The sequence below is a fragment of the Actinopolyspora alba genome, assembly GCF_900112765.1.
Lineage (GTDB): Bacteria > Actinomycetota > Actinomycetes > Mycobacteriales > Pseudonocardiaceae > Actinopolyspora > Actinopolyspora alba.
Genome location: NZ_FOMZ01000019.1, coordinates 1 through 20,502 on the forward strand (window position 1 = coordinate 1; position 20,502 = coordinate 20,502).

Annotated in this window: 14 protein-coding genes, 1 tRNA gene and 1 pseudogene; 10 read left to right on the plus strand and 6 right to left on the minus strand. The window is 66.5% G+C overall.

The genetic code is table 11. The features are described 5' to 3' along the window. The 4 genes and pseudogenes from BM150_RS22220 to BM150_RS22235 all read right to left on the minus strand — a co-directional run. On the minus strand, positions 1-235 hold a 235-nt coding region (locus BM150_RS22220; RefSeq protein ID WP_139219625.1), incomplete at its 3' end, for a helix-turn-helix domain-containing protein. Between the two features lie 132 nt (positions 236-367). Next, complete coding sequence (locus BM150_RS22225) at positions 368-2,140, minus strand: DUF262 domain-containing protein (RefSeq protein ID WP_217641859.1); 1,773 nt, start codon at positions 2,138-2,140, stop codon at positions 368-370. 413 nt (positions 2,141-2,553) lie between these two features. Then, positions 2,554-3,660, minus strand: a pseudogene (locus tag BM150_RS22230) (site-specific integrase); the annotation flags it as partial. A 91-nt stretch (positions 3,661-3,751) separates the two neighbouring features. Next, positions 3,752-3,824: transfer RNA gene (locus BM150_RS22235), tRNA-Thr, on the minus strand. Between the two features lie 591 nt (positions 3,825-4,415). On the opposite strand from BM150_RS22235, the gene BM150_RS22240 reads away from it, so the two are divergent. From BM150_RS22240 to BM150_RS22275, 8 genes are all read left to right on the plus strand, one after another. Beyond that, positions 4,416-5,861 (plus strand): threonine/serine exporter family protein, encoded by a 1,446-nt coding sequence (locus tag BM150_RS22240; RefSeq protein WP_092929847.1) that lies wholly within the window; start codon positions 4,416-4,418, stop codon positions 5,859-5,861. A 377-nt stretch (positions 5,862-6,238) separates the two neighbouring features. Further along, positions 6,239-7,678 (plus strand): alpha,alpha-trehalose-phosphate synthase (UDP-forming), encoded by a 1,440-nt coding sequence (locus BM150_RS22245; RefSeq protein WP_092929747.1) that lies wholly within the window; start codon positions 6,239-6,241, stop codon positions 7,676-7,678. Between the two features lie 473 nt (positions 7,679-8,151). Continuing rightward, positions 8,152-10,713 (plus strand): trehalose-phosphatase, encoded by a 2,562-nt coding sequence (gene otsB / locus BM150_RS22250; RefSeq protein ID WP_092929749.1) that lies wholly within the window; start codon positions 8,152-8,154, stop codon positions 10,711-10,713. Between the two features lie 312 nt (positions 10,714-11,025). Then, on the plus strand, positions 11,026-11,649 hold the full coding sequence (locus BM150_RS22255) for a DUF4178 domain-containing protein (protein WP_092929751.1): 624 nt from the start codon (positions 11,026-11,028) through the stop codon (positions 11,647-11,649). 21 nt (positions 11,650-11,670) lie between these two features. After that, on the plus strand, positions 11,671-12,108 hold the full coding sequence (locus BM150_RS22260; RefSeq protein ID WP_092929753.1) for a DUF4247 domain-containing protein: 438 nt from the start codon (positions 11,671-11,673) through the stop codon (positions 12,106-12,108). Then, complete coding sequence (locus BM150_RS22265) at positions 12,105-13,136, plus strand: hypothetical protein (RefSeq protein WP_092929755.1); 1,032 nt, start codon at positions 12,105-12,107, stop codon at positions 13,134-13,136. Before BM150_RS22260 ends, BM150_RS22265 begins: the two co-directional genes overlap by 4 nt. 80 nt (positions 13,137-13,216) lie before the next feature. Beyond that, positions 13,217-13,642 carry a DUF350 domain-containing protein gene (locus BM150_RS22270; protein WP_092929757.1) on the plus strand — a complete coding sequence of 142 codons (426 nt, stop codon included), beginning with the start codon at positions 13,217-13,219 and terminating at the stop codon, positions 13,640-13,642. 34 nt (positions 13,643-13,676) lie between these two features. Then, on the plus strand, positions 13,677-15,317 hold the full coding sequence (locus BM150_RS22275; RefSeq protein WP_092929759.1) for a polyamine aminopropyltransferase: 1,641 nt from the start codon (positions 13,677-13,679) through the stop codon (positions 15,315-15,317). 85 nt (positions 15,318-15,402) lie between these two features. Here BM150_RS22275 and BM150_RS22280 read toward each other — a convergent pair whose 3' ends face one another. Next, complete coding sequence (locus tag BM150_RS22280) at positions 15,403-15,933, minus strand: MarR family winged helix-turn-helix transcriptional regulator (RefSeq protein ID WP_092929761.1); 531 nt, start codon at positions 15,931-15,933, stop codon at positions 15,403-15,405. A 46-nt stretch (positions 15,934-15,979) separates the two neighbouring features. Here BM150_RS22280 and BM150_RS22285 point away from each other — a divergent pair, with 46 nt between their 5' ends. Next, positions 15,980-17,635 carry an FUSC family protein gene (locus BM150_RS22285; protein ID WP_175496978.1) on the plus strand — a complete coding sequence of 552 codons (1,656 nt, stop codon included), beginning with the start codon at positions 15,980-15,982 and terminating at the stop codon, positions 17,633-17,635. Between the two features lie 118 nt (positions 17,636-17,753). Here the strand turns inward: BM150_RS22285 and BM150_RS22290 are convergent, their stop codons facing one another. Continuing rightward, the gene (locus tag BM150_RS22290; protein ID WP_092929763.1) at positions 17,754-18,857 is read right to left on the minus strand and encodes a LacI family DNA-binding transcriptional regulator; all 1,104 of its coding nucleotides are present in this window, start codon (positions 18,855-18,857) and stop codon (positions 17,754-17,756) included. A gap of 386 nt (positions 18,858-19,243) precedes the next feature. On the opposite strand from BM150_RS22290, the gene BM150_RS22295 reads away from it, so the two are divergent. Then, positions 19,244-20,344: an ABC transporter ATP-binding protein gene (locus tag BM150_RS22295; RefSeq protein ID WP_092929765.1), complete on the plus strand. Its 1,101-nt coding sequence runs from the start codon at positions 19,244-19,246 to the stop codon at positions 20,342-20,344. The last annotated feature ends 158 nt before the right edge of the window (positions 20,345-20,502 follow it).

Here is a 20,502-nt window from a genome sequence, read left to right on the forward strand (position 1 = left end):
GGTCCAGCGCATCGAACCCCCGCTCATTGAACGCGTGGATCACATCCCGCACATAGTCATCGCTGACCTGCATCAACGACGTGATGTCGGGTACTGATTGGCCCTGAGCCGACATCAGCACCACGATCGCCCGGCGCAGCTTGACCGGGTCCTTCGCCGTACGGCTGATCCGCTGGACCTTGCGGCCTTCCTCCATCGACAACGACCGGACAAACACCTCCGGACGACGAGCCATCGCCACCTCCCACACACGACACGTGAGAACCAGCCTGCCCCATCACCACAAAGAACAATTACCCGGCCAACGATCTTGGACGAGCCACTAGTTTGAGACGACCTGAGATCCTGACATCTGCTCACACTCGCATCAAACAAACCTTTTTGCGAGCGCCATTGCATTCCGTTGGGTTGGCGCTCTCTTGGTTTCATCACCTTCGCGCCAATACGTCTCTTCACCCAAAAAAGAAATCTCACCCTGCGGAGGAACATGAATCACAATGACACCCAGCCCGAAGTACTCGTTGTAATCTATCGACGAGAGAACCGAACTACGTAGCGGCTCAGATAGTTCAGAATTCCTAAGAGAGTTCTTCCATCGAGCAAAGTAGGTTTCCACCGACTCCCCCAGCGCTTCTGCTTCCCTCTTAACGCCAACGGCAAACTTTCTTCCTACTCGACGCGGATCAATACCATCAATATCTCTTATACGAGAAGCATCCTCATCTTTGTCAGCAACACCAATTATGACCGAACCCGCACGCTCTCTCCCGTTGTTCGCTATGGCGCATATCGTTTGCGCCACCTTATCGAGGACACCAGTTTCCACACTCCGATTATTATCGAGATTGAGCAGCCCCTGTTTCAGTTCATAGTACGGAAGCTCAATCTCGCTTCTACGTATCGCCGCATCAATATCCGAAGTTGAGTGACCGCTAACAACTATCTTTGGCTTATCATCCACAACATACTGATCAATCAATCCTTTGACTGTATCCACATTTCTACGCCGCTCACCGGCTGCAGTTGCTTTTCGACTTGTCTCCAACCGACCATATACCCCCGACAAAGCATTCTTTATACCAGCGTAATTCGATATTTTTTTCTGCCCCCCAAAAAGCGTTTCATGAAACGCGATCATTATTACTGCAAAAACCGCGGAAAACGGATTGGTACTCCGTTGAGTAAATACAATATCACGCAACTTCATAGGGGGATCCGTGTTACATATTTTTAGGATCTCATCAACACAGTACTTAATTTCGCTTTTTACTCTTTCTTCGCCGTAAACGCCCAATGTATCAGCTACCGTTCGACTCTCGCTATAGTTCGAATCGTAAATACGATCGAGCATATCTTTCGAGCGTTCGATCACCTCACCGGTAACTATACTGCCAACGATGTCGGCAAGGCATTGCTCATCCATGGAGTCGCGAAGCTCTGTAGAACGGAGAATTCCTTGTCTAACCCAAAATACTTCATCCGCTACGACATCATATCCGTGCTTGGACATAGGGAGGTCGATACTAATCGAGGGCATCTGCGAAAGCTCCAGAGTGTCACTTGATGCATCACCCCGAATTTCGCACGCAATTTGCCGTATAAGATTAGAGAAATTATCTTGAACTCCAGCCTGCCTTCTCTCTTGATCACTCAAGCGATGGCCATATGTATTTATTCGAGCAAACACGTCATCGATTTCGCTCTCTGTGGCACCTCTCATTATAGAGATAGCAAGCGAATAATCAAGGAATGTGCTTATATCACTTTGATCCAGAATTTTCTTGTTAGCAACTGGATCGAATTTTCCTTCGTCGGCACGCGCTTTAGCTGTAGGAAATTGTGATACATCAAAGTACTCTGCATTCACCGACGGAAATGAATTCTCTATGAATGAAACCAAGGTATGTAGACGTTGAAGACCATCTATGATTTCATAATCACCCGTATCGCGCTCTGCCAGAAGAATCGCCGGGACTGGGAACTTGCGCAGTACTGACTCAATCAGTTTCTGCTTTTCAAGCTGCGACCAGACAAGTTTACGTTGGTACCGACGGTTCACGTACAACTGATGTGTACTAAACCAAGAATAGATTGACTGTATCGACTTAGGTTGCGAGTCAAGCTCCATGGTAATGATCATGTCACAAGAGTCTCTGTGTCGCCACATAGTTATACGATCTTAACCAAGGGAAGGATTTCGTTTCGCGCGTCGAACACGGATTTTCTTCTACTTCTACGTCGGTTTTCAGGTACTTAGAGGATGTCTCACTTGGTGTGTTTTTGTAGCAGGTGAGAGCTGCGGCGAGGGTGAGCGAGGCGGCGAAGTTGGTGGCTGTACGTTCGTAGCGGGTGGTCCGGCGCGGTCTTCGCACGCTCCTCGACGGACCGCGGCCCGTCCGGACGTTCCGGAACACGCTCGAACAACGCCCGCGAGGCCCGCTGATCAGCTTCGGACACCCACGCCGAATACACCCGCAGCGTGGTCACACCACCCCCACCATGCCCAAGCCGTCCTGCGACCGTACGGGGGTCCACACCTGCCGAGATGAGTTCGGTGGCGGAGTAGTGCCGCAGCTTGTGCAGTGTGGTCGAGATTCCGAGTCTGCGCACCATCCGGTCATAGCGCTGGGTCACCGAATCCGGCTTGGCGAACCGCCGGCCATCGGGCTCCGGCGAGAACACGAACATCTCCCGCGACCACGCGAGCCCGAGATCACCGACGCGCTGCTCCTGCCGCGTCCGCAACCCCGCCAGCACAGCAGTGGTCTCGGCATCCAACGCGATCCGCCGCTGCTGATGCGTCTTGGTGTCCTTGACGAACCACTCCCCCGCCTCATCGTCAAAGGCCACCGCCTGCTCCAGCCGCAACACCCCCGACTCCAGATCCACGTGCTGCCACCGCACCGCGCACAACTCACCCCGCCGGATACCGGTGGTCATCACCGTCCACACCAGAGCACCCCAGTCGGCATCACGCCGCCACGCCTCGTTGAGGATCCGCGCGGCCTCCTCCGCCGACGGCGGACTCGGACGCGGCGGCGGAGCCGCCGGCGGCTCCGCCTGACCCACCGGACTGCTCGCCACCCACTTCCACCGCACCGCACGCTTGAACGCACCCGACAGCAGAAAATGAATGTGCCGGATCGTCGTCGCACCCAACGGCTTGCACTCGTGCCGCCGACACCGATCATCACACTCGTGCTCGCCCCGCGTTCGGTGATCCACCGCTCGCCGCTTACCCGAGCAGTGATCCCGACACCGCCGCAACTCGGCGTACAACGAATCCAGCGCGTCGGCGTCGAGCTGGCCGACCTTGACCTGCCCGATGAACGGCAGCACGTGCAACCGCGCATAGCGCCGATAGTTCGCCCTCGTCGACGGCTCACCATCGAAATGCTGATCCAGGTACCGCTCCAGCAACTGCTCGACCGTCGCCTGCGTCCGCGGACTCCGCCGCTCATCCACCTCGTTCAGCAGACGAGTGCGAACGCGTTCGGCTTCGGCGAGTGCTTGGGGACCTGGAGGCACGACCTCGATGAGTCGATGCCGCTGCTTGGTCACCGGATCAAGACCGGCCGAGACCCGGACACGTAGCGCACCGTTCGACAGCTGATCGATCGTGCCTCGTTGACGACGAGTTCCCTTCGAACGCCGACCCATGGACCCAGAATAAGGGACTGTGGGTCACAAACTGGGTCATAAGAACCGCCGAATCGGGGGCCCTGGAGATGAAATCCCAGGTGAGAACCGGAGCCGCTGAGGGGACTCGAACCCCTGACCTTCCGCTTACAAGGCGGGCGCTCTGCCAACTGAGCTACAGCGGCGCGTGTGGATCAGCGCCACACATCTCCATCGTAATCCCCACCCTTCCGCGGCCGGGGCACCGGGCCGGGCACCGCGTCCTGGAGCCCACCACCCCGACGCCGAAGCTCGCGCGGCACCGCTCGCGGAGGACCAGCGAAGCCCGCCCGCGATTCACCCACCCGACCACGTGATGGCGCACGCTCCGCGGCGTCCCACGATGCGGTAACGGGCGATTCCCCGGAAAGATCCGGGCGTAGGCTCGGACGGCGGGGCACGGTTCACGAAACCCCACCGCACCACCGGAAACGGGCACCACCCCGATCTTCTCTCCCGGGGACCGATCGCCCCGGGGAGGACGGGGCACGGCAACGCACCGGCGAGCGTGGCGCGGCGGCGTGAACCGGCCGCTCCGAATCGTGCCGGAGCAGAACCGCACGACGACAGCACCGGACAGCGGCCTCCCCGGACGGCGACACGCCGAGTCACACCGGCGACCAGTGATGGACGCCACCCCTGGGGAGTGCAACGGTGCGTACGTGGCCGGCGATTCCAGGGGTGAACAGCACGAACCGCGCATCACGCGGAAGGTAATGCGAGGAGGAAAAGCGGCAGTGGGAATCACGCAGCGCGCACGTGGTGTGCTGCGGCGACGCGACCCTTCCGAAACCGTCGGGACTCGCAACGTCGTCTACGGCCCCGCCCTGCCCGACGACTCGACAGTCCATCTCGTACTCGAACTGGCGCTGCGCATCGGCGAGATCCAAATGGCCAGCGGCGTCGGTGCCTCCGACGTCAGCGCCACCATCACCAGCGTCACCGACGCCTACGGACTGCCGCACTGCGAAGTGGACGTGATCTACACGTCCATCACGGTCTCCTGCTACCGGGGGACGGAGAACCTCCCGATCACCTCACTGCGCGTGGTGCGCAACCGCTCGCTGGACTACACCCGGCTCGCCGAGGTGGAACACCTGATCCGCCGCATCGTCGCGGGCGAGATCACCACTTCGGACGCCTACGCCGAGCTGGAGACCATCGCCCGCGCCCCGCATCCCTTCCCCCGGGCCGTGTCGACCCTCGCCTGGGCGGGCATGGCGGCCGCGCTGTCGGTGCTGCTCGGCGGCGGCACCACCCCACCGATGCTGCCGCTGGTGGCCGCGGCCTCCACCGCCCTGGTCGACCGGGTGGGGCGGCTGCTCAACCAACGCGGCCTGCCGGTGTTCTTTCAGCAGACCGTGGGCGGGGCGCTGGCCACCAGCGTGGCGCTGGCCTGCTTCGCCACGGACATCCTGCCCACCGCCGCGCTCGCCGTGGCCGCGAACATCATCGTGCTGCTGTCCGGCATGACCGTGGTCGGCTCGATGCAGGACGCCATCACCGGCTACAACGTCACCGCCGCGGGCCGAATAGCCGAGCTCGCGCTGACCTCGGCGGGGCTGATAGCGGGCGTGGTGCTCGCGCTGTACATGGCACTGCGCATCCTGGGGGCCGACGCCCTGGGCGGCGGGTTGAACCTGCAGGAGCTCGGCGGTGGGGTGCTGCCGTTCCCCGGCCTGCTGGAGCTGCCGCTGCAGGGTCTCGCGGGAGCCGCCACCTCCGCGTGCTTCGCGGTGGCCAGCTACTCCCCGCCGCGCCCGTTGATCATGGCGGCGGGCGGGGGAGCCATCGCCGCCCTGGTCTTCCAGGTCATGGCCAGGATCGAGTTCAACCCGATCTTCGCCTCGGCCATCGCCACCACCATCGTCGGCTTCATCGGCGGGGTCATCGCACGACGACTCCGCATCCCGGTCCTGGTCGTCGCCGTGTCGGGCGTGGCACCGCTGCTGCCCGGGCTGGCCACCTACCGCGCGCTGTACGAACTGTCGGTGCAGGGCGACCCGGCGGGGTTGTCCACCCTGATGATCGCGGCGGCCACGGGTCTGGCACTCGGTGCGGGCGTGGTGCTCGGTGAGTTCCTCTCGCAACCGGTGCGTACCGGGCTGGGCAGGCTGGAACGGCGGATGTCCGGTCCCCGCATGTCAGGGCCGTTGCGCCCCACCAGCCGCAGGTTGGACTGAGTTCCCACCACCGCCACCGTTTCGAAAAGTCCGGTCGCGCGAGGCTTCCTGCCCCGCGCGCACCCTGCGAGGATGATCGGACCCGACCAACCGCGTTGCGACGCTCGAACCACGCGAAGTGGATCACGATTGACTAGCCTCGACCACGGGTAACCGACTTCGGGAGCCACTCCCGGAACTCTTCGGCTCGACCGGGCGGTGGCGGAACCGGACGGTCCGGGTCGAAGGTCCGCGGCGGCGCGAGGCACGCCGAGCGAACGGCCACGTGCCCTGTATCCCCGCGGACGCGTCCGACTCGGCAACCGGTTCCGCTCGCGCTGCTCGGCTGGGCACGCGAGCCCGCATCCGAATCGCAACGGACCATAGGAGGAAGACCGGTGAGTAAGGGCAGTGAGCCCAGGAAAGCTGACTTCGTCGTCGTCGCCAACCGGCTACCGGTCGACCTGGAACGCATGGAGGACGGGACCCAGCGCTGGAAGCACAGCCCGGGCGGGCTGGTGACCGCGCTGGAGCCCTTCCTGCGTGCTCGACAGGGGGCGTGGGTCGGCTGGCCCGGCGTCGCCGACGTCGAAGTGAACCCCTTCGCGGACGGGGACATGTGGTTGCACCCGGTGCGGCTGTCGAGCTCGGAGTTCCAGGAGTACTACGAGGGATTCTCCAACGCCACCCTGTGGCCGCTGTACCACGACGTGGTGGTCCCACCGGTGTTCGACCGCTCCTGGTGGAACTCCTACCAGCGGGTTAACCAACGGTTCGCCGAGGCGGCCGCCGAGGTCAGCGCCGAGGGCGCGACCGTGTGGATCCAGGACTACCAGTTGCAGCTGGTCCCGGCGATGCTGCGCGAACTGCGCCCCGACCTGCGCATCGGGTTCTTCCTGCACATCCCGTTCCCGCCCGTGGAGCTGTTCATGCAGCTGCCGTGGCGGACCGAGATCGTGCGGGGGCTGCTCGGCGCGGATCTGGTGGGTTTCCACCGCCCCGGCGGTGCGCAGAACTTCATGTGGCTGGCCCGCAGGCTGGCCGGTTTCGAACCCAGCCGCGCCCAGGTGGGGGTGCGTTCCCGCCCCGGTGTGGTGCAGGTGGGTGATCGGGTCGTGCGGGTCGGCGCGTTCCCCATCTCCATCGACTCCGGGGAGCTCGATCAGCTCGCACGCACCAGGGAGGTGCAGCAGCGGGCCAAGGCCATTCGTTCCGAACTGGGCAATCCGCGCCGCATCATGCTCGGTGTCGACCGGCTGGATTACACCAAGGGGATCGACGTACGGCTCAACGCGATGTACGAGCTGCTGTCCGAGGGGCACGCAACCGTCGAGGACGTCGCGATGATCCAGGTGGCCACCCCCAGCCGGGAGCGGGTGGAGCACTACAAGCAGATGCGCGAGGACATCGAGCGCAAGGTCGGCAGCATCAACGGCGAATTCGGCCGAGTGGGTCACCCGGCCGTGCACTATTTGCACACTTCGGTGGACCGAAAGGACCTGATCGCGTTCTACTGCGCGGCCGATGTCATGATCGTTACGCCGGTCCGTGACGGGATGAACCTCGTCTGCAAGGAGTACGTGGCCAGCCGCGGCGACCTCGGGGGTAGCCTCGTACTCAGTGAGTTCGCCGGAGCGGCCGCCGAACTCACCAGCGCGCTCCTGGTGAATCCGCACGATCTGGACGGGGTCAAGGACTCGATGCTGGCGGCCCTGAATATCGACCAGGCCGAGGGACGCCGTAGGATGCGCGCATTGCGTAGGCAAGTGCTCACGCACGACGTCGACCGTTGGGCGCGGTCGTTCCTCGAGGCGCTGGGAGCTTCGCCGACGGAGTAGGAATCGGTCGACGGCGGACCTCGACACTACGGAACCGGGTGGACGCATGGGCTACGGCACGGCTCGCGGGAGATCCCCCGCCACGGCCGAGTGCTGTCGCCGCCCGGAACGTGGCGGACGGCCTCGCCACGAGGTGCCGTTAGGGTCCGTGTCGGTTCCGGAGCCGGGTACGGTGTGTCCGGCCCGGCCGTACCGGGGTACTCCGGCTGTCGAGCCGAACGACCGGCGGGTCGGCGGGACAGGTGGCGTGATCGTCCGCTCGATGTGGACCGCGACGTCACCGAGCGCCGACTCGGGTACCGGAGCGGGCTGCGGCGCGGCTCCGGGGCCGGCGGCCCGACCACTTCAATAGCGATACACCGGTCGACCGGCGGCACGCGTAAGCGGCCACCACGAATCGTGGGGCCGACCCCCGCGGCCCGTGTGTTCGACCCGCCTTCCGACCATCCCGAGATCTCAACAGGAGTGTGGCGTTGACCGCCGAAGCCCTCCCCGCCGAGCTTCGTCGCACGATCGTGCAGCTCGCGCGCACACCTCGCCTACTGGTCGCCTGCGACTACGACGGCACGCTGGCCCCGATCGTGGGGGATCCGAGTCAGGCCAAACCACTACCCGAATCCGTACACGCGATGCGTTCGCTGGCCGCGCTGCCCACCACGACCGCCGCGGTCATCTCGGGCAGGGCGCTGCGGGACCTCGCCACGCTGTCCCGGCTGCCCGCGGAGGTTCACCTGGTGGGCAGCCACGGTTCCGAGTTCGACGTCGGTTTCGTGCACGAGCTCGACCCGGACACCACGCACCTGCGCACTCAACTGCAGCGCAGCCTGCAGGAGATCACCGCCGGTCAGCCGGGGGTGACGCTGGAGGCGAAACCGGCCAGCGTGGCCGTGCACGTCCGCAGGGCGGACCCCGAAATCAGCGAGCGCGTGCTCGACGCGGTCCGCTCCGGACCGGCCACCTGGGAAGGCGTGCAGGTCACCGCGGGCAAGTCGGTGATGGAACTCGCCGTGGTGGAGACCGACAAGGGCAACGCCTTCGAGTCGCTGCGGCACCAGACCGGTTGCACCGGGGCGATCTTCCTCGGCGACGACGTCACCGACGAGAAGGTCTTCAGCAAACTGCACGGCCCGGACCTGGGCATCAAGGTCGGCGAGGGTGACACGCTGGGCCACTACCGGGTGCCGGACACACCAGGGGTGGCGACGGTGCTCGCCCTGCTCATGGAGGAACGCCGCACCTGGCTGTACGGCGAGCAGGCACCCGCCATCGAGCGGCTGTCGATGCTGGCCAACGAGCGCACGGTGGCGCTGCTGACGCCGGACGCCCGGGTCACGTGGATGTGCCACCCCGGCCCGGACTCCGCCGCGGTGTTCGCCGATCTGCTGGGGGGTCATGGCGCCGGGCACTTCTCGGTGCTGCCCGCGCAGCCGCAGCCGGAGAACGGCAACGGTGCGCCGCGCAGCACGCTGCCGCTGGGGCAGCGCTACGTTCCCGGCACCATGACGGTGGAGACCCGCTGGTCGCGGTTGCTGGTAACCGACTACCTGGAGCACGGCGGCGACTCCCACCGCACGGACCTGATCCGGGTGATCAGCGGCAGCATCAAGGCCGAGGTGGAGTTCGCGCCCCGCCCCGAGTTCGGCCAGGTTCCGGTGCGGATGACCGCCGAGGCGGAGGGAATCCGGGTGCACGGCACCTCCGAACCGATGGTGCTCTACTCGCCCTCGGTGAAGTGGCGGATCACTTCGGACGGTATGCACGAGTCCGCGCACGCGGAGCTGGACCTGTCCGAGGATTCCCCGGTGGTGCTGGAACTGCGCTGCGGCACGGAAACGCTGGCGGGTTCGGATCTCGCCGAACCGGAGCGGCGGTCGATCGCGAACCGGTACTGGTCGGATTGGGTGAAACAGCTGCGGTTGCCGGGTGTGGAAACCGACCTGGTGGTGCGTTCGGCGTTGACGCTGCGGGGGCTCTGCAACACCGACACCGGCGGGATCATGGCCGCGGCCACCACGTCCCTGCCGGAGGAGATCGGTGGGGTGCGCAACTGGGACTACCGCTACTGCTGGCTGCGGGACGGAGCGATGAGCGCCCGCGCGCTGGTCTCCCTGGGATCCACCGCCGAGGCCGAGGCGTTCCTGGACTGGCTGCACCGGGTGATGGACACCCTGCCCGGCCCGGAACGGCTGCACCCGTTGTACTCGCTGGCCGGTGGCACACTCGGCCCGGAGGCGGTCATCGACACCCTGCCGGGGTACGCCGGTTCCCGGCCGGTGCGGGTGGGCAACCTGGCCGATCAGCAGGTGCAGCTGGACGTGTTCGGGCCCGTGGTGGAGCTGGCCACGGATCTGGCGCTGGCGCACGGCAAGCTGCGCGACGCCGACTGGGAACTGGTCAGGGGCATGGCGGAGGCCGTGACCCGGCGCTGGTTCGAGCCGGACCACGGCATCTGGGAGGAACGCGACGTTCCCAGGCACCACGTCTACTCCAAGGTGATGTGCTGGGTCACGATCGACCGGGCGATCAAGCTGGCGGCGCACTACGACCGGACGGCCGAGCCGGGGTGGATGCAGCTGCGCGAGCAGATCGCCGAGGACATCCTCAAGAACGGCTGGCATCCGGACGTGCAGGCGTTCACCACCGCCTACGAGGGGTCGGACCTGGACGCGGCCTCGCTGTACGTGGGGCTTTCCGGTCTGATCGATCCGAGCGACGAGCGGTTCAGGTCCACCGTCACGGCGATCGAGTCGGAGCTGCGCAGCGGTTCGACGGTGTACCGCTACCGCCGCGACGACGGTCTGCCCGGCCACGAGGGCGGATTCCACCTGTGCGCCACCTGGCTGATCGAGTCCTACCTGCTGATCGGCAGGCGCACCGAGGCGGAGGAGCTGTTCCAGCAGATCGTGGACAACGCGGGCCCCACCGGCCTGCTGTCCGAGGAGTACGACCCGATCGCGGAACGCTCGCTGGGCAACCACCCGCAGGCGTACTCCCACCTCGGGCTGATCCGCTGCGCCCAGCTGCTGGACGAATGAGTCGAGCGACGACCGGCTGACAGCGGTTCACCCCGGTTCGCACCGCCGGTGGCGGGGCGCGTGTTACCGCGTTCCGCCACCGTTCGCTCGACGCCCCACCGTTCGGCCGACGCATCGCCGAGACGTTCGAGGGCGCTACCGAATTCTCTGGCGTGGGGCCGCCGGTAACGGGAATTACGCACCGATCTCCCGAACGAGTCACGAATCACACTCGGTGACGCGATATTTCGCCCGAACGGAGGACAACCACACGCCACTACCGATACGCTACCGATCGGCCGGTGGTGCTCGGGAATCGCTCAGGGGGCGTCGTTGAACATATTCGTGATCCTTCCGATCCTGATCCTGCTGATAGCGCTGGTGGCGGTCGTGGTCGCGCTCGTGCTCCGGGGTCGGCGTTCGCAGCGGGGCGGCTCCGGCCACGGCGAACGGGGGCCGAAGGACCCGTTCGACACCGCCGATCAGGACGCGCTGCGCGGGGATCCGCGGTCGTTGACCGCGGGCGACATCGTGGAGATCCGGGGAACGTCCTACACGGTGCGGGGAACGCTGCGACTGTCGGAGGGCAGCTGGCGCTGGTCGGAACACCTGCTGGACGACGCCAAGGGCACGCAGGTGTGGCTGGGAGTCGAGGAGGACCCCGACCTGGTACTTACACAGTGGACACCCGTGGAAACGGACGAGGTGCCGACGCCGGGACCCGCGAAGCTGGGATTCGGCGAACGGGAGTTCCGGTCCGAGGAGTCCGGCACGGCGCGGTTCCGCAGCGAGGCGACCACCGGCCTCGACGAGAACGGTAGCGTGCGCTACCACGACTACGAAGCCTCCGACGGCACGGTGCTCGGTTTCGAGTCCTTCGACGGTGCCGATTGGGAAGCCACCCTGGGCGAGGAACTCACCCGCTACGACGTGCGTATCTATCCGGCTTCGGCCTGACGGGAGGAATCGGGCGAGGCGATGAAACCGAAATTCTGGTTCGTCATCGCGGGGCTGACGGCGTTTCTGGCGCTGCTCATCGCGATGGTCATGATCTTTTCGACCGGCACGGGGCCACGGGCCTACGTGGCGAAGAACTACACCAGGGCCGTCCAGCTGGACAAACCGGGTGACGACGACAACAAGGCCTACACCTCGAAACTCGAACCGTCCGCCGTGGCCGACGACATCACCGACACCTGGGAACCGGTCTCGCAGTACGCGGAGGGCAGCGGCATCTACCTGCGCTACAGCGACGACGCCGTGATCGTTCAGCCGCGTAACCGAGGGTCGGTCATCCACGTCATGGAACTCGACGAGGCCAACAACCACTACCACCACGTCGTCGGCGGCGTCTGGGGCTGGGGCGGACCGCACGGACAGAGCTTCCGGGGCGGCGGACCGGGATCGGGCAAATGAGCACGGGGAACAGCGGAACGAACGACAACAAGACCGGGAAGATCGTCGGGCTGCTGGCGTTCTTCGGGATCGCCGCCGTGGTGCTCACCCTGATCGTGCTGGGCACGGGTGGAAAGGGCGGTTCGGACTCGTTCTACGGTGAGGAGAGCGACAGATACTCCCGGATGCAGAGCTACGGCGGGCAGTCCATCCCCCGGTTCACCGACACCGAGTCCCGCCAGCTGTCCGAGGAGCTCGTCGAGGCGGAGCGACGCTACGGTATCTGTTTCGGGTGGAAGCTGACCGACGGCGATGATGATCTCGAATATTCCGAGCTCTACGAGTCCCAACCGGACTACGACATAGGGATGCCCGCCGAGGGGGATTCCGGGACATCTCAGCCAGACGAGTCCAACTCCCCGGCGGATCCCGCCCACAGCTACGACCAGGGGTCCAGCCGCGGCTCGAACACTCCGGCCAGTACCTGCGAGAAGTGGGTCGAACTGCGGGCCACCGTCGCCTACACCTCGTCGACCAGCGAGCAGTGGAGCGCCGTCGAGCTGGAGATCGCCCAGGACTCCGACTCGAACATGGACCTGCCGCACGACTCGGACTTCGCCGAGCTCGGCATCACGGCCAAACGGTTCATCGAGGCCCCGGTGGACACCACCGGCCAGGCGGCGATCGCGTTGCCACTGCTGCTGACCCAGGAAGGATCGCTTCCCGCCCGTTCGGCCGAGAGCAGGACCGAGACCCGTGCCGCGGAACCGCTACCGAGTGCCGACACCGGGATTCCCGGGCTGTGGCGCTGGGTGTGGCTGGTGATGCTCGGAATCGTCACGGTGCTCGGAATCGTGCTCGGCACCGTCGGCCTCGTACGGCAGCGGGGCGGGGACGGCTCGGACGGGCCGCCGAGCGGTCCTCCCGAACAGGGACCACCACCCGGGCAGGGACCACCACCCGGGCAGGGACCACCTCCGGGGCAGCAGCCGCCGCAACCTCCCCCACCCGATCGATCCCCCGGTCCGCGACGGCCACCACAGCCGTGACCCGACCACGACAGCCCGGCCACGCCCACCACAGCGGTGACCGGTGATCCGTTCACATCACGACCCGAAAGGCGCAACAGTTGTTCCAGGAACTGCTCTTCGGCCTGTCCGCGGCGATCGCCTACGGCATCGTCGGGGCCGTACTGATGGTCCTCGGCTACGTGCTCGTGGACCTGGCCACTCCGGGCAAGCTCCGCGACCTCATCTGGGTGCACCGCAACGCGAACGCGGCCATCCTGCTGGTGTCCGGGCTCATCGGCGTGGGCGTCATCCTCACCACCGCGATCGCGGCCAGCTCGAACGACCTGGTTTACGGACTGATCGGCACGCTGGCCTACGGGCTGCTCGGCCTGATCCTGATGGGCCTGTCCTTCCTGCTCATCGACGCGATCACACCTGGAAGGCTCGGTGACGAGCTCGCCACCGAGTCCGTCCACCCGGGCACCTGGGTCTCGGCCTCCTCGCACGTGGTGATCGCGACGATCATCGCCGCGGCGATCTGGTGACCCACCGCTCCCCATCGAAGAGCAGCGAAACGCCATGAGCAGCACCGCGCAGGACGACCACCTCGACGGGACGACGGATTCCGAACCGGACGGAGCGACCGAGGACACCGCGACGACCCGGCAGCACCGGTACCGTCGCCCCGGCATGGCGCGGTTCGCGGTGCTGCTTGCGGTGTTCGTCTGCTCGGCCTGCGGGCTGGTCTACGAGCTCGCGCTGGTCGCGCTCGGCAGTTACCTGATCGGCAACAGCGTGGGGCAGGCTTCCATCGTGCTGTCGCTGATGGTGTTCGCCATGGGCCTCGGCGCGCTGCTCGCCAAACCGCTGCAACGCTGGGCGGCGGTCTCCTTCGTCGCCGTGGAGCTGGTGCTGGCGCTGCTCGGCGGGCTCAGCGTGCTCGGCCTGTACGCCGCCTTCGCGTGGCTGAGCATGTACATGCCGATGCTGATCGTGACCTCGCTGGTACTGGGCACGCTGATCGGCGCGGAGATTCCGCTGCTGATGGTGCTGCTGCAGCGGATCAGGCGGCAGGAAGCGGGCTCGGCGGTGGCCGACATGTTCGCCGCGGACTACGTGGGAGCCCTCCTCGGTGGGCTGGCCTTTCCGTTCCTGCTGCTGCCGCTGCTGGGCCAGGTCCAGGGCGCCCTGCTGGTGGGCATGCTCAACGCGGCGGCCGGTCTGGGCCTGATCCTGACGGTGTACCGCGTCGAGCTGGGAAAGCGGCTCGTCGTGCTGCTGACGGCCTCGGTGGTGCTGATCGGTGGGGTGCTGGGCGGCGCGTTCGCGCTGTCCGACCGGTTCGAGACGACGGCGCGCCAGGCGCTCTACGACGATCCGGTGGTGCACGCGGAGCGGTCGAAGTACCAGGAGATCGTGATCACCAGTTCCAAGTCGCTGTCCGGCAGGACCGACACCCGGCTGTTCCTCAACGGCGATCTGCAGTTCAGCTCGGTGGACGAGCGTCGTTACCACGAGGCGCTGGTGCATCCGGCCATGGTGGGCGATCACTCCGAGGTGCTGATCCTGGGTGGCGGTGACGGACTCGCGCTGCGCGAGGTGCTGCGCTATCCGGACGTGGAGCGGGTGACCCTGGTCGAGCTGGACCCCGCGGTGCTGCGGTTGGGGCGCGAGGATCCGCGGCTGACCTCGCTGAACGAGCACGCCTTCGACGATCCCCGGGTGAACACCGTCTCGGCGGACGCGTTCAGCTGGCTGCGCGACAACCGGCGGCGCTACGACACGGTGCTGGTGGACATGCCGGATCCGGACTCCACCGAGACCGCGAAGCTGTACTCCACGGAGTTCTACTCGCTGGTGCGCCGCTCGATGGCCGAGGGGGCCAGAGTCAACGTGCAGGCGGGGTCGCCGTACTTCGCACCTAAGGCCTACTGGTGCGTCGAGGCATCGATGCGGCAGGCGGGACTGGCCACGGTGCCGTACTCCCGCCCCATCCCGAGCTTCGGGCAGTGGGGTTTCCAGCTGGGGGCCTCGGGGGACTCGGCGCCGTCACCGCGGCTGCCCGAGGAGGTACCCGAGCTGCGCACGTTGGACGAGCGGACGCTGCGCGCGGCGACCGTGTTCCCGCCGGATCGGGACCGGATCGCCGACATCGAACCATCCACTCTGATGCACCCGAGAATCGTGCGGTACGAACGCGGGGCCTGGCGGAACTACTGACCGGTTTCCCCCGGTTTCCGCCGAGCGCGTTCCCCTGGGGCACCCGGGCGGAGGTCCTCGGTCCGGCCGCGTCGGTCAGACCGGGTCAGTCAGGCTGCGAGGGTGCGGGCGGCGCGGGCGCGGGGGGACCTTCCAGGGAGCGCAACAGCTCCGCCAGCCCACCGGAGACCGCCTCCCGCTGTTTGGCGTTCATCCCGGCCAGCAGCTCGCGCTCGGCTTCCAGATTGCGGGCGAACGCCCTGTCGATGAGCTCCGCACCGTGGTCGGTGATCCGCACCCGCGCGCTGCGGCGGTCGTGCTGGTCCCGGACGCGTTCGAGGAGACCGCGTTCGGCCAGCTGCTGCACCCGTTTGGTGGTCGCCGCTCCGGAGGCGACCATCAGGCCGTTCAGCCGCCCCGGTGTGACCGGTTCTCCGCTGCGGCGCAGCGCGGAGAGCAGATCGAACTCGGCCCGGTTGAGCCCCTCGTCACCGAGGACGGTGTCCAATCGTTGCCGCAGCAGGGCGGCGGTGCGGAACACCCGCCCGATGATCTCCATGCTGGAGGTGTCCAGCTCGGGGTGGATCTCCTTCCACTGCCCGCGTGCGGCACTGATGATGTCCGGCGTGCGTCTCATCCCACCATCACTTCACTAGTAAAATACTTGTGTATTACAATAGAACGTGTCCTCGACGATACTGGCACGTCATCTGCGTGAGGCCATTCACATCAACCGGCATGGCCCCATCTTGTGGCCCGCGCTGCGCGCGTTCCTGTCGGTACTGACACCGCTGCTGGTACTGCTGGGACTCGACCGGCTGGACCTGGTCGCCGGAGCGGTGTTCGGCGCGTTGACCAGCGTCTACTGCCGCAGCGAGCCGTACCGCAACCAGACCCGTTCGCTGGCGGCGGTCGCCGCCGGAATGGTGATCGCGGTAGGTCTGGGCGACGCGATCGCGCTGGCCGACGTGGCACCGTGGCAACACCGACTGCTGGTGGTGACCGGCACCGCCGTGGTCGGAGCGGTCGCCACCGCCGCCACCACGGCCGTCAAGCTCGGCGCTCCCGGCGGGCTGATCTTCTCGTTCGCCACCGGCGCCTGCGCGAACCTCGCCATCACTCCCGCCGACGTCGCCCCCCAACTGGCCGTCTGCGCCGTCAGCGGCGCGTTCGCCTGGCTCATCTGCACCGTGGGGGCGGCGTTCGCCGGGCTGCGTCCGCAGCGCAGGGCGGTGGCGTCCGCCCTGGAGGCCACCGCCGCCTACCTGTCGAACCGCTCCGACGTGCTGGCCAGGCACCGGTCGGCCGTGGCCGTGGAGACCGCGTGGACACGTCTGGCGCTGGTGGGGGGACGACAGCGCGACACGGCGGAGCACCAGAGGCTGATCCAGACCACCGAGATCTGCGAAGTGCTGGGCGGTTCCGGGCGAGCGGCGAGCGAGACGATCCGGTCGCTGCGCGAGACGGCCGCCGGGATCCGCAAGGGGGACTCCCCCGCCTCCCCCGGATACGCCCGCGAGGAATCGGCGGCCGTGCCGGCGCTACCGCCCTCCCGGTGGTGCACGATCCGGGGAGTGCTGCTGGCGGCGGTGCGCCCGGGCAAGGGCTCCGGCAGCTGGTTGGTGCCGTTCGCGCTGCGGGTGGGCATCGCCGCGCTGCTGGCGGGCGTGCTGGCCGACCTGCTCGACACCGGGCACATCTACTGGGCCGGGGTCTCGGCGGTATCGGTCCTGCAGGCCACCAGCACCTCGCGCTCGGTACCGCGGATGCTGCAACGTGTCGCGGGAACGGTGGGAGGCGTGCTGCTCGGGCTGGTGCTGCTGTCGCTGCATCCGGCCGTGTGGGTGATCATTCTGCTGCTGGCCGCGCTGCAGTGGGCCGTCGAGGCGACCATGCCCGTCAACTACGCGTTCGGACTGTTGTTCGCCACCCCGGTGGCGCTGCTGGTCAGCGGGATGATGACCCAGACCAGCCCGGCCCAGTTGGTCAGCAGCAGGCTGTGGGCGACCCTGCTCGGCGCGGCGGTGGCCGTCCTGGTGGCCTGGCTCGCCCCGCACGGGGCCTGGTTGGCCAGGCTGCGGGACTCGCTGGCGCGGGTCAGGGAGCTGACCGAACTGCCGCGAACCGATCCGGAACGCCTCCGAAAGGCGCTGATCGAGCTGCACGACGCCTACGAGACCGCGGCCGGCGAGGTCCCGGAGTCCCAGCTGCCCACCGAGGAACTGCTGGCGGTCTCGCGGGACGCCTACAAACTGCTCGACGGGGGAGAGCTCTCCCCTCCGGCGCGGCGCGGCCTGTTGCGGCGCAACCCGTTGCAGGGCGGCCCGGTGCGAGGTTGATCAGTGCGGGGCTGACCGGGCACCTCGGACCGGATCGGTGGGCGGAAGCCGATCCGAACTCCGAAACCACCGTGCCGAAACGCCCGGCGACGAGACCGGTGTGGCCGCCGTGAACCGGTCAGGGACCGAACCAGCGCTCCTCCACCGAACGGGGCGAGCCCGCGGTGGAACCGGTGATGAGTTGGGTGTCGAGCAGCACCTCGCGCGGCTTCCCGGTCGACTCGCTCGCGTCCAGCAGCAACCTGCCCGCTGCCCTGCCCTTCTCCAGCACCGGTTGGCGCACGGTGGTCAGCTCGACCCGCTCGGCGTCGTCGATGCCGTCGAAACCGGTGATGGTGATGTCCTGCGGCACCCGCCTGCCCTGCCTTCTGACCTCGGTGAGCGCACCCAGCGCGAGGATGTCGGAGGTGCAGATGATCGCGGTGATCTCCGGGTCGAGCTCCATGAGCCGGGCGGCGGCCGAACCACCCGACTCCGTGGTGTGGTCGAAGCGCTCGATGACCGGAACCTGCTCCCAGTCCACACCGACCTCGGCGAACGCCTCGGACAACGCGGTGAGCCTGGCCCGCTGCACGTGGAAGCTGGCGCTGGCCTGCCGTTCGGGGGACGCCGGCCCGTCGTTGCGGGTCCGGGCCAGCCGCATGCACACGACGCCGATCTTGCGGTGGCCGAGTTCGATGAGGTGCCTGGCCAGCTCCTTGATGGCGGCGCCGTCGTCGATCCCCACCCGGTCGATCTCGGGCAGGCTGGGTTGGTCACAGATCACGGTGGGAACGGGGCGTTCCATGACAGCGGCCAGATGCGGATCGTCGTCGGGTACGGAGTACACCACGAAACCGTCCACGCCGGCGCTGTGCACCGAGGCCACGTCCTCGTGTTCCGGGTTCGCGGGTATCAGCAGCAGCCCGTGGTCGGCGTCCTCGCAGGCCAACGCGAGCCCTTCGAGGAAACCGACGGCGGCCGGGTCCCGGAACGCGTAGGAGAGGTTCTCGGTGAGCAGCAGTCCGACCGCCCCCGCTTTGCGGGTGCGCAGCGAGCGTGCCACCGGATCCGGACCGGGATAACCGAGTCGGCGGGCGGTGTCGAGTACGCGTTTGCGCAGTTCCGGGGAAAGTTGGTCGGGACGGTTGTAGGCGTTGGAGACCGTAGTCCGGGAAACGCCGAGTTCCGCGGCGAGCGACGCCAGTGTCGCGGGTCGCCTCGAATTCGTAGACCGCACCATGCGGGAACCGTAACGGTTCAGTAAGTGTGGGTGAAGCTTTGATGACCCAGATCCCACAACCATTTTGCCGAAGTTTCGCACACCCCCACCGCGGCGGGCCGCTCGGCGGAACCTCCAGCCCGCTCCATCCCCTGGCGCCGGAGGTTCCGAGTGGGCACGCGCGCCGCGTTTCGGCCCTGCCGACCAGGGATCGACTCGGAAGGTGGGAACGCCGCTGCCCAGCGGAAACCCGCTGGAAGCCCGTTGGGAACCCCGCTGGAAGCCCGGCCCACCGAAACGCGGTCGAACACTGAAAACCGAATTCTTTCCGACATTCGGGGGTGGCGGCACGATCCACCGAAGGATAATTTGTCCAGACCAATCCTTCGGTGAAAGGTGCGTCACACATGGCCGAGGTCGCGTACGACGGCGCTTCACGCGTATTCCCGGGCACGAAACCGGTTCGCGCGGTGGACGAACTGGACCTGCGGATCGGTGACGGTGAGTTCCTCGTGCTCGTCGGACCTTCCGGATCCGGCAAATCCACGGCACTCCGGATGGTCGCCGGGCTGGAGGACGTCGACGAGGGTGCCATCCACATCGGCGGAAACGATGTCACGAACGTTCCCCCGAAGTCACGGGACATCGCGATGGTATTCCAGTCCTACGCGCTCTACCCGCACATGACGGTGGCCGAGAACATGGGCTTCGCGCTGCGATTGCGCAAGACGAAGAAGGACGTCATCCGGGAGAAGGTCACCCAAGCGGCCGACATGCTCGACCTGCGCGAGTACCTGGACCGCAAACCACGGGAACTGTCCGGCGGACAGCGCCAGCGAGTCGCGATGGGCCGGGCGATCGTGCGCGACCCGAGCGTGTTCCTCATGGACGAGCCACTGTCCAACCTGGACGCGAAACTGCGCGTGGAGACGAGGGCCAACATCGCCGCGCTGCAGCGACGACTCGGCACCACGACGGTCTACGTGACCCACGACCAGGTCGAGGCAATGACCATGGGGCACCGGGTCGCCGTGCTGGCCGACGGAAAGCTCCAGCAGGTCGACACACCGCGCGAGCTCTACGAGCGGCCCGCCAACTCCTTCGTCGCCGGGTTCATCGGCTCCCCGGCCATGAACCTGCGCACGGCACGACTCACCGAAGGGGGAGCGAGCTTCGACGGGCAGACCGTGCCGCTGCCCCGTGAGACGGTTTCGGAGGCCTCCGCGCGCGGCCTCGGTGAGGTCACGGTGGGCCTGCGCCCGGAGTCGTTGCGGCTCGGTGCACCCGGTGGGGACGGCGCGGAGCTGACCGTCGAACTCGTGGAGGAACTGGGGGCCGACGCGCTGGTGCACGCGCGCCCGGACACCGCCGATTCCGACACGCGGCTGGTGGTGCGCATCGACGGTCGCGAGCCACCCGCGCTCGGTGAGCGGGTCTCGGTGGTTACGCGGGATCCGAACGAGCTGCACCTGTTCGACCCGCGCACGGGGGCCAGGTTGGCTGGCTGAGACTCCCGTGGCCGAACTCGCGTGCCCGCGGACCACCGGGCACGCGTGTCCGTGCTCATGTCATCCGACTCATGTCATCCGAACAGGTACTGGGTGGAAGCCCGCCCACGACGGCGCGTAGACTCCAATCGATAATGATTTCCATTAGCGGTCGAGTC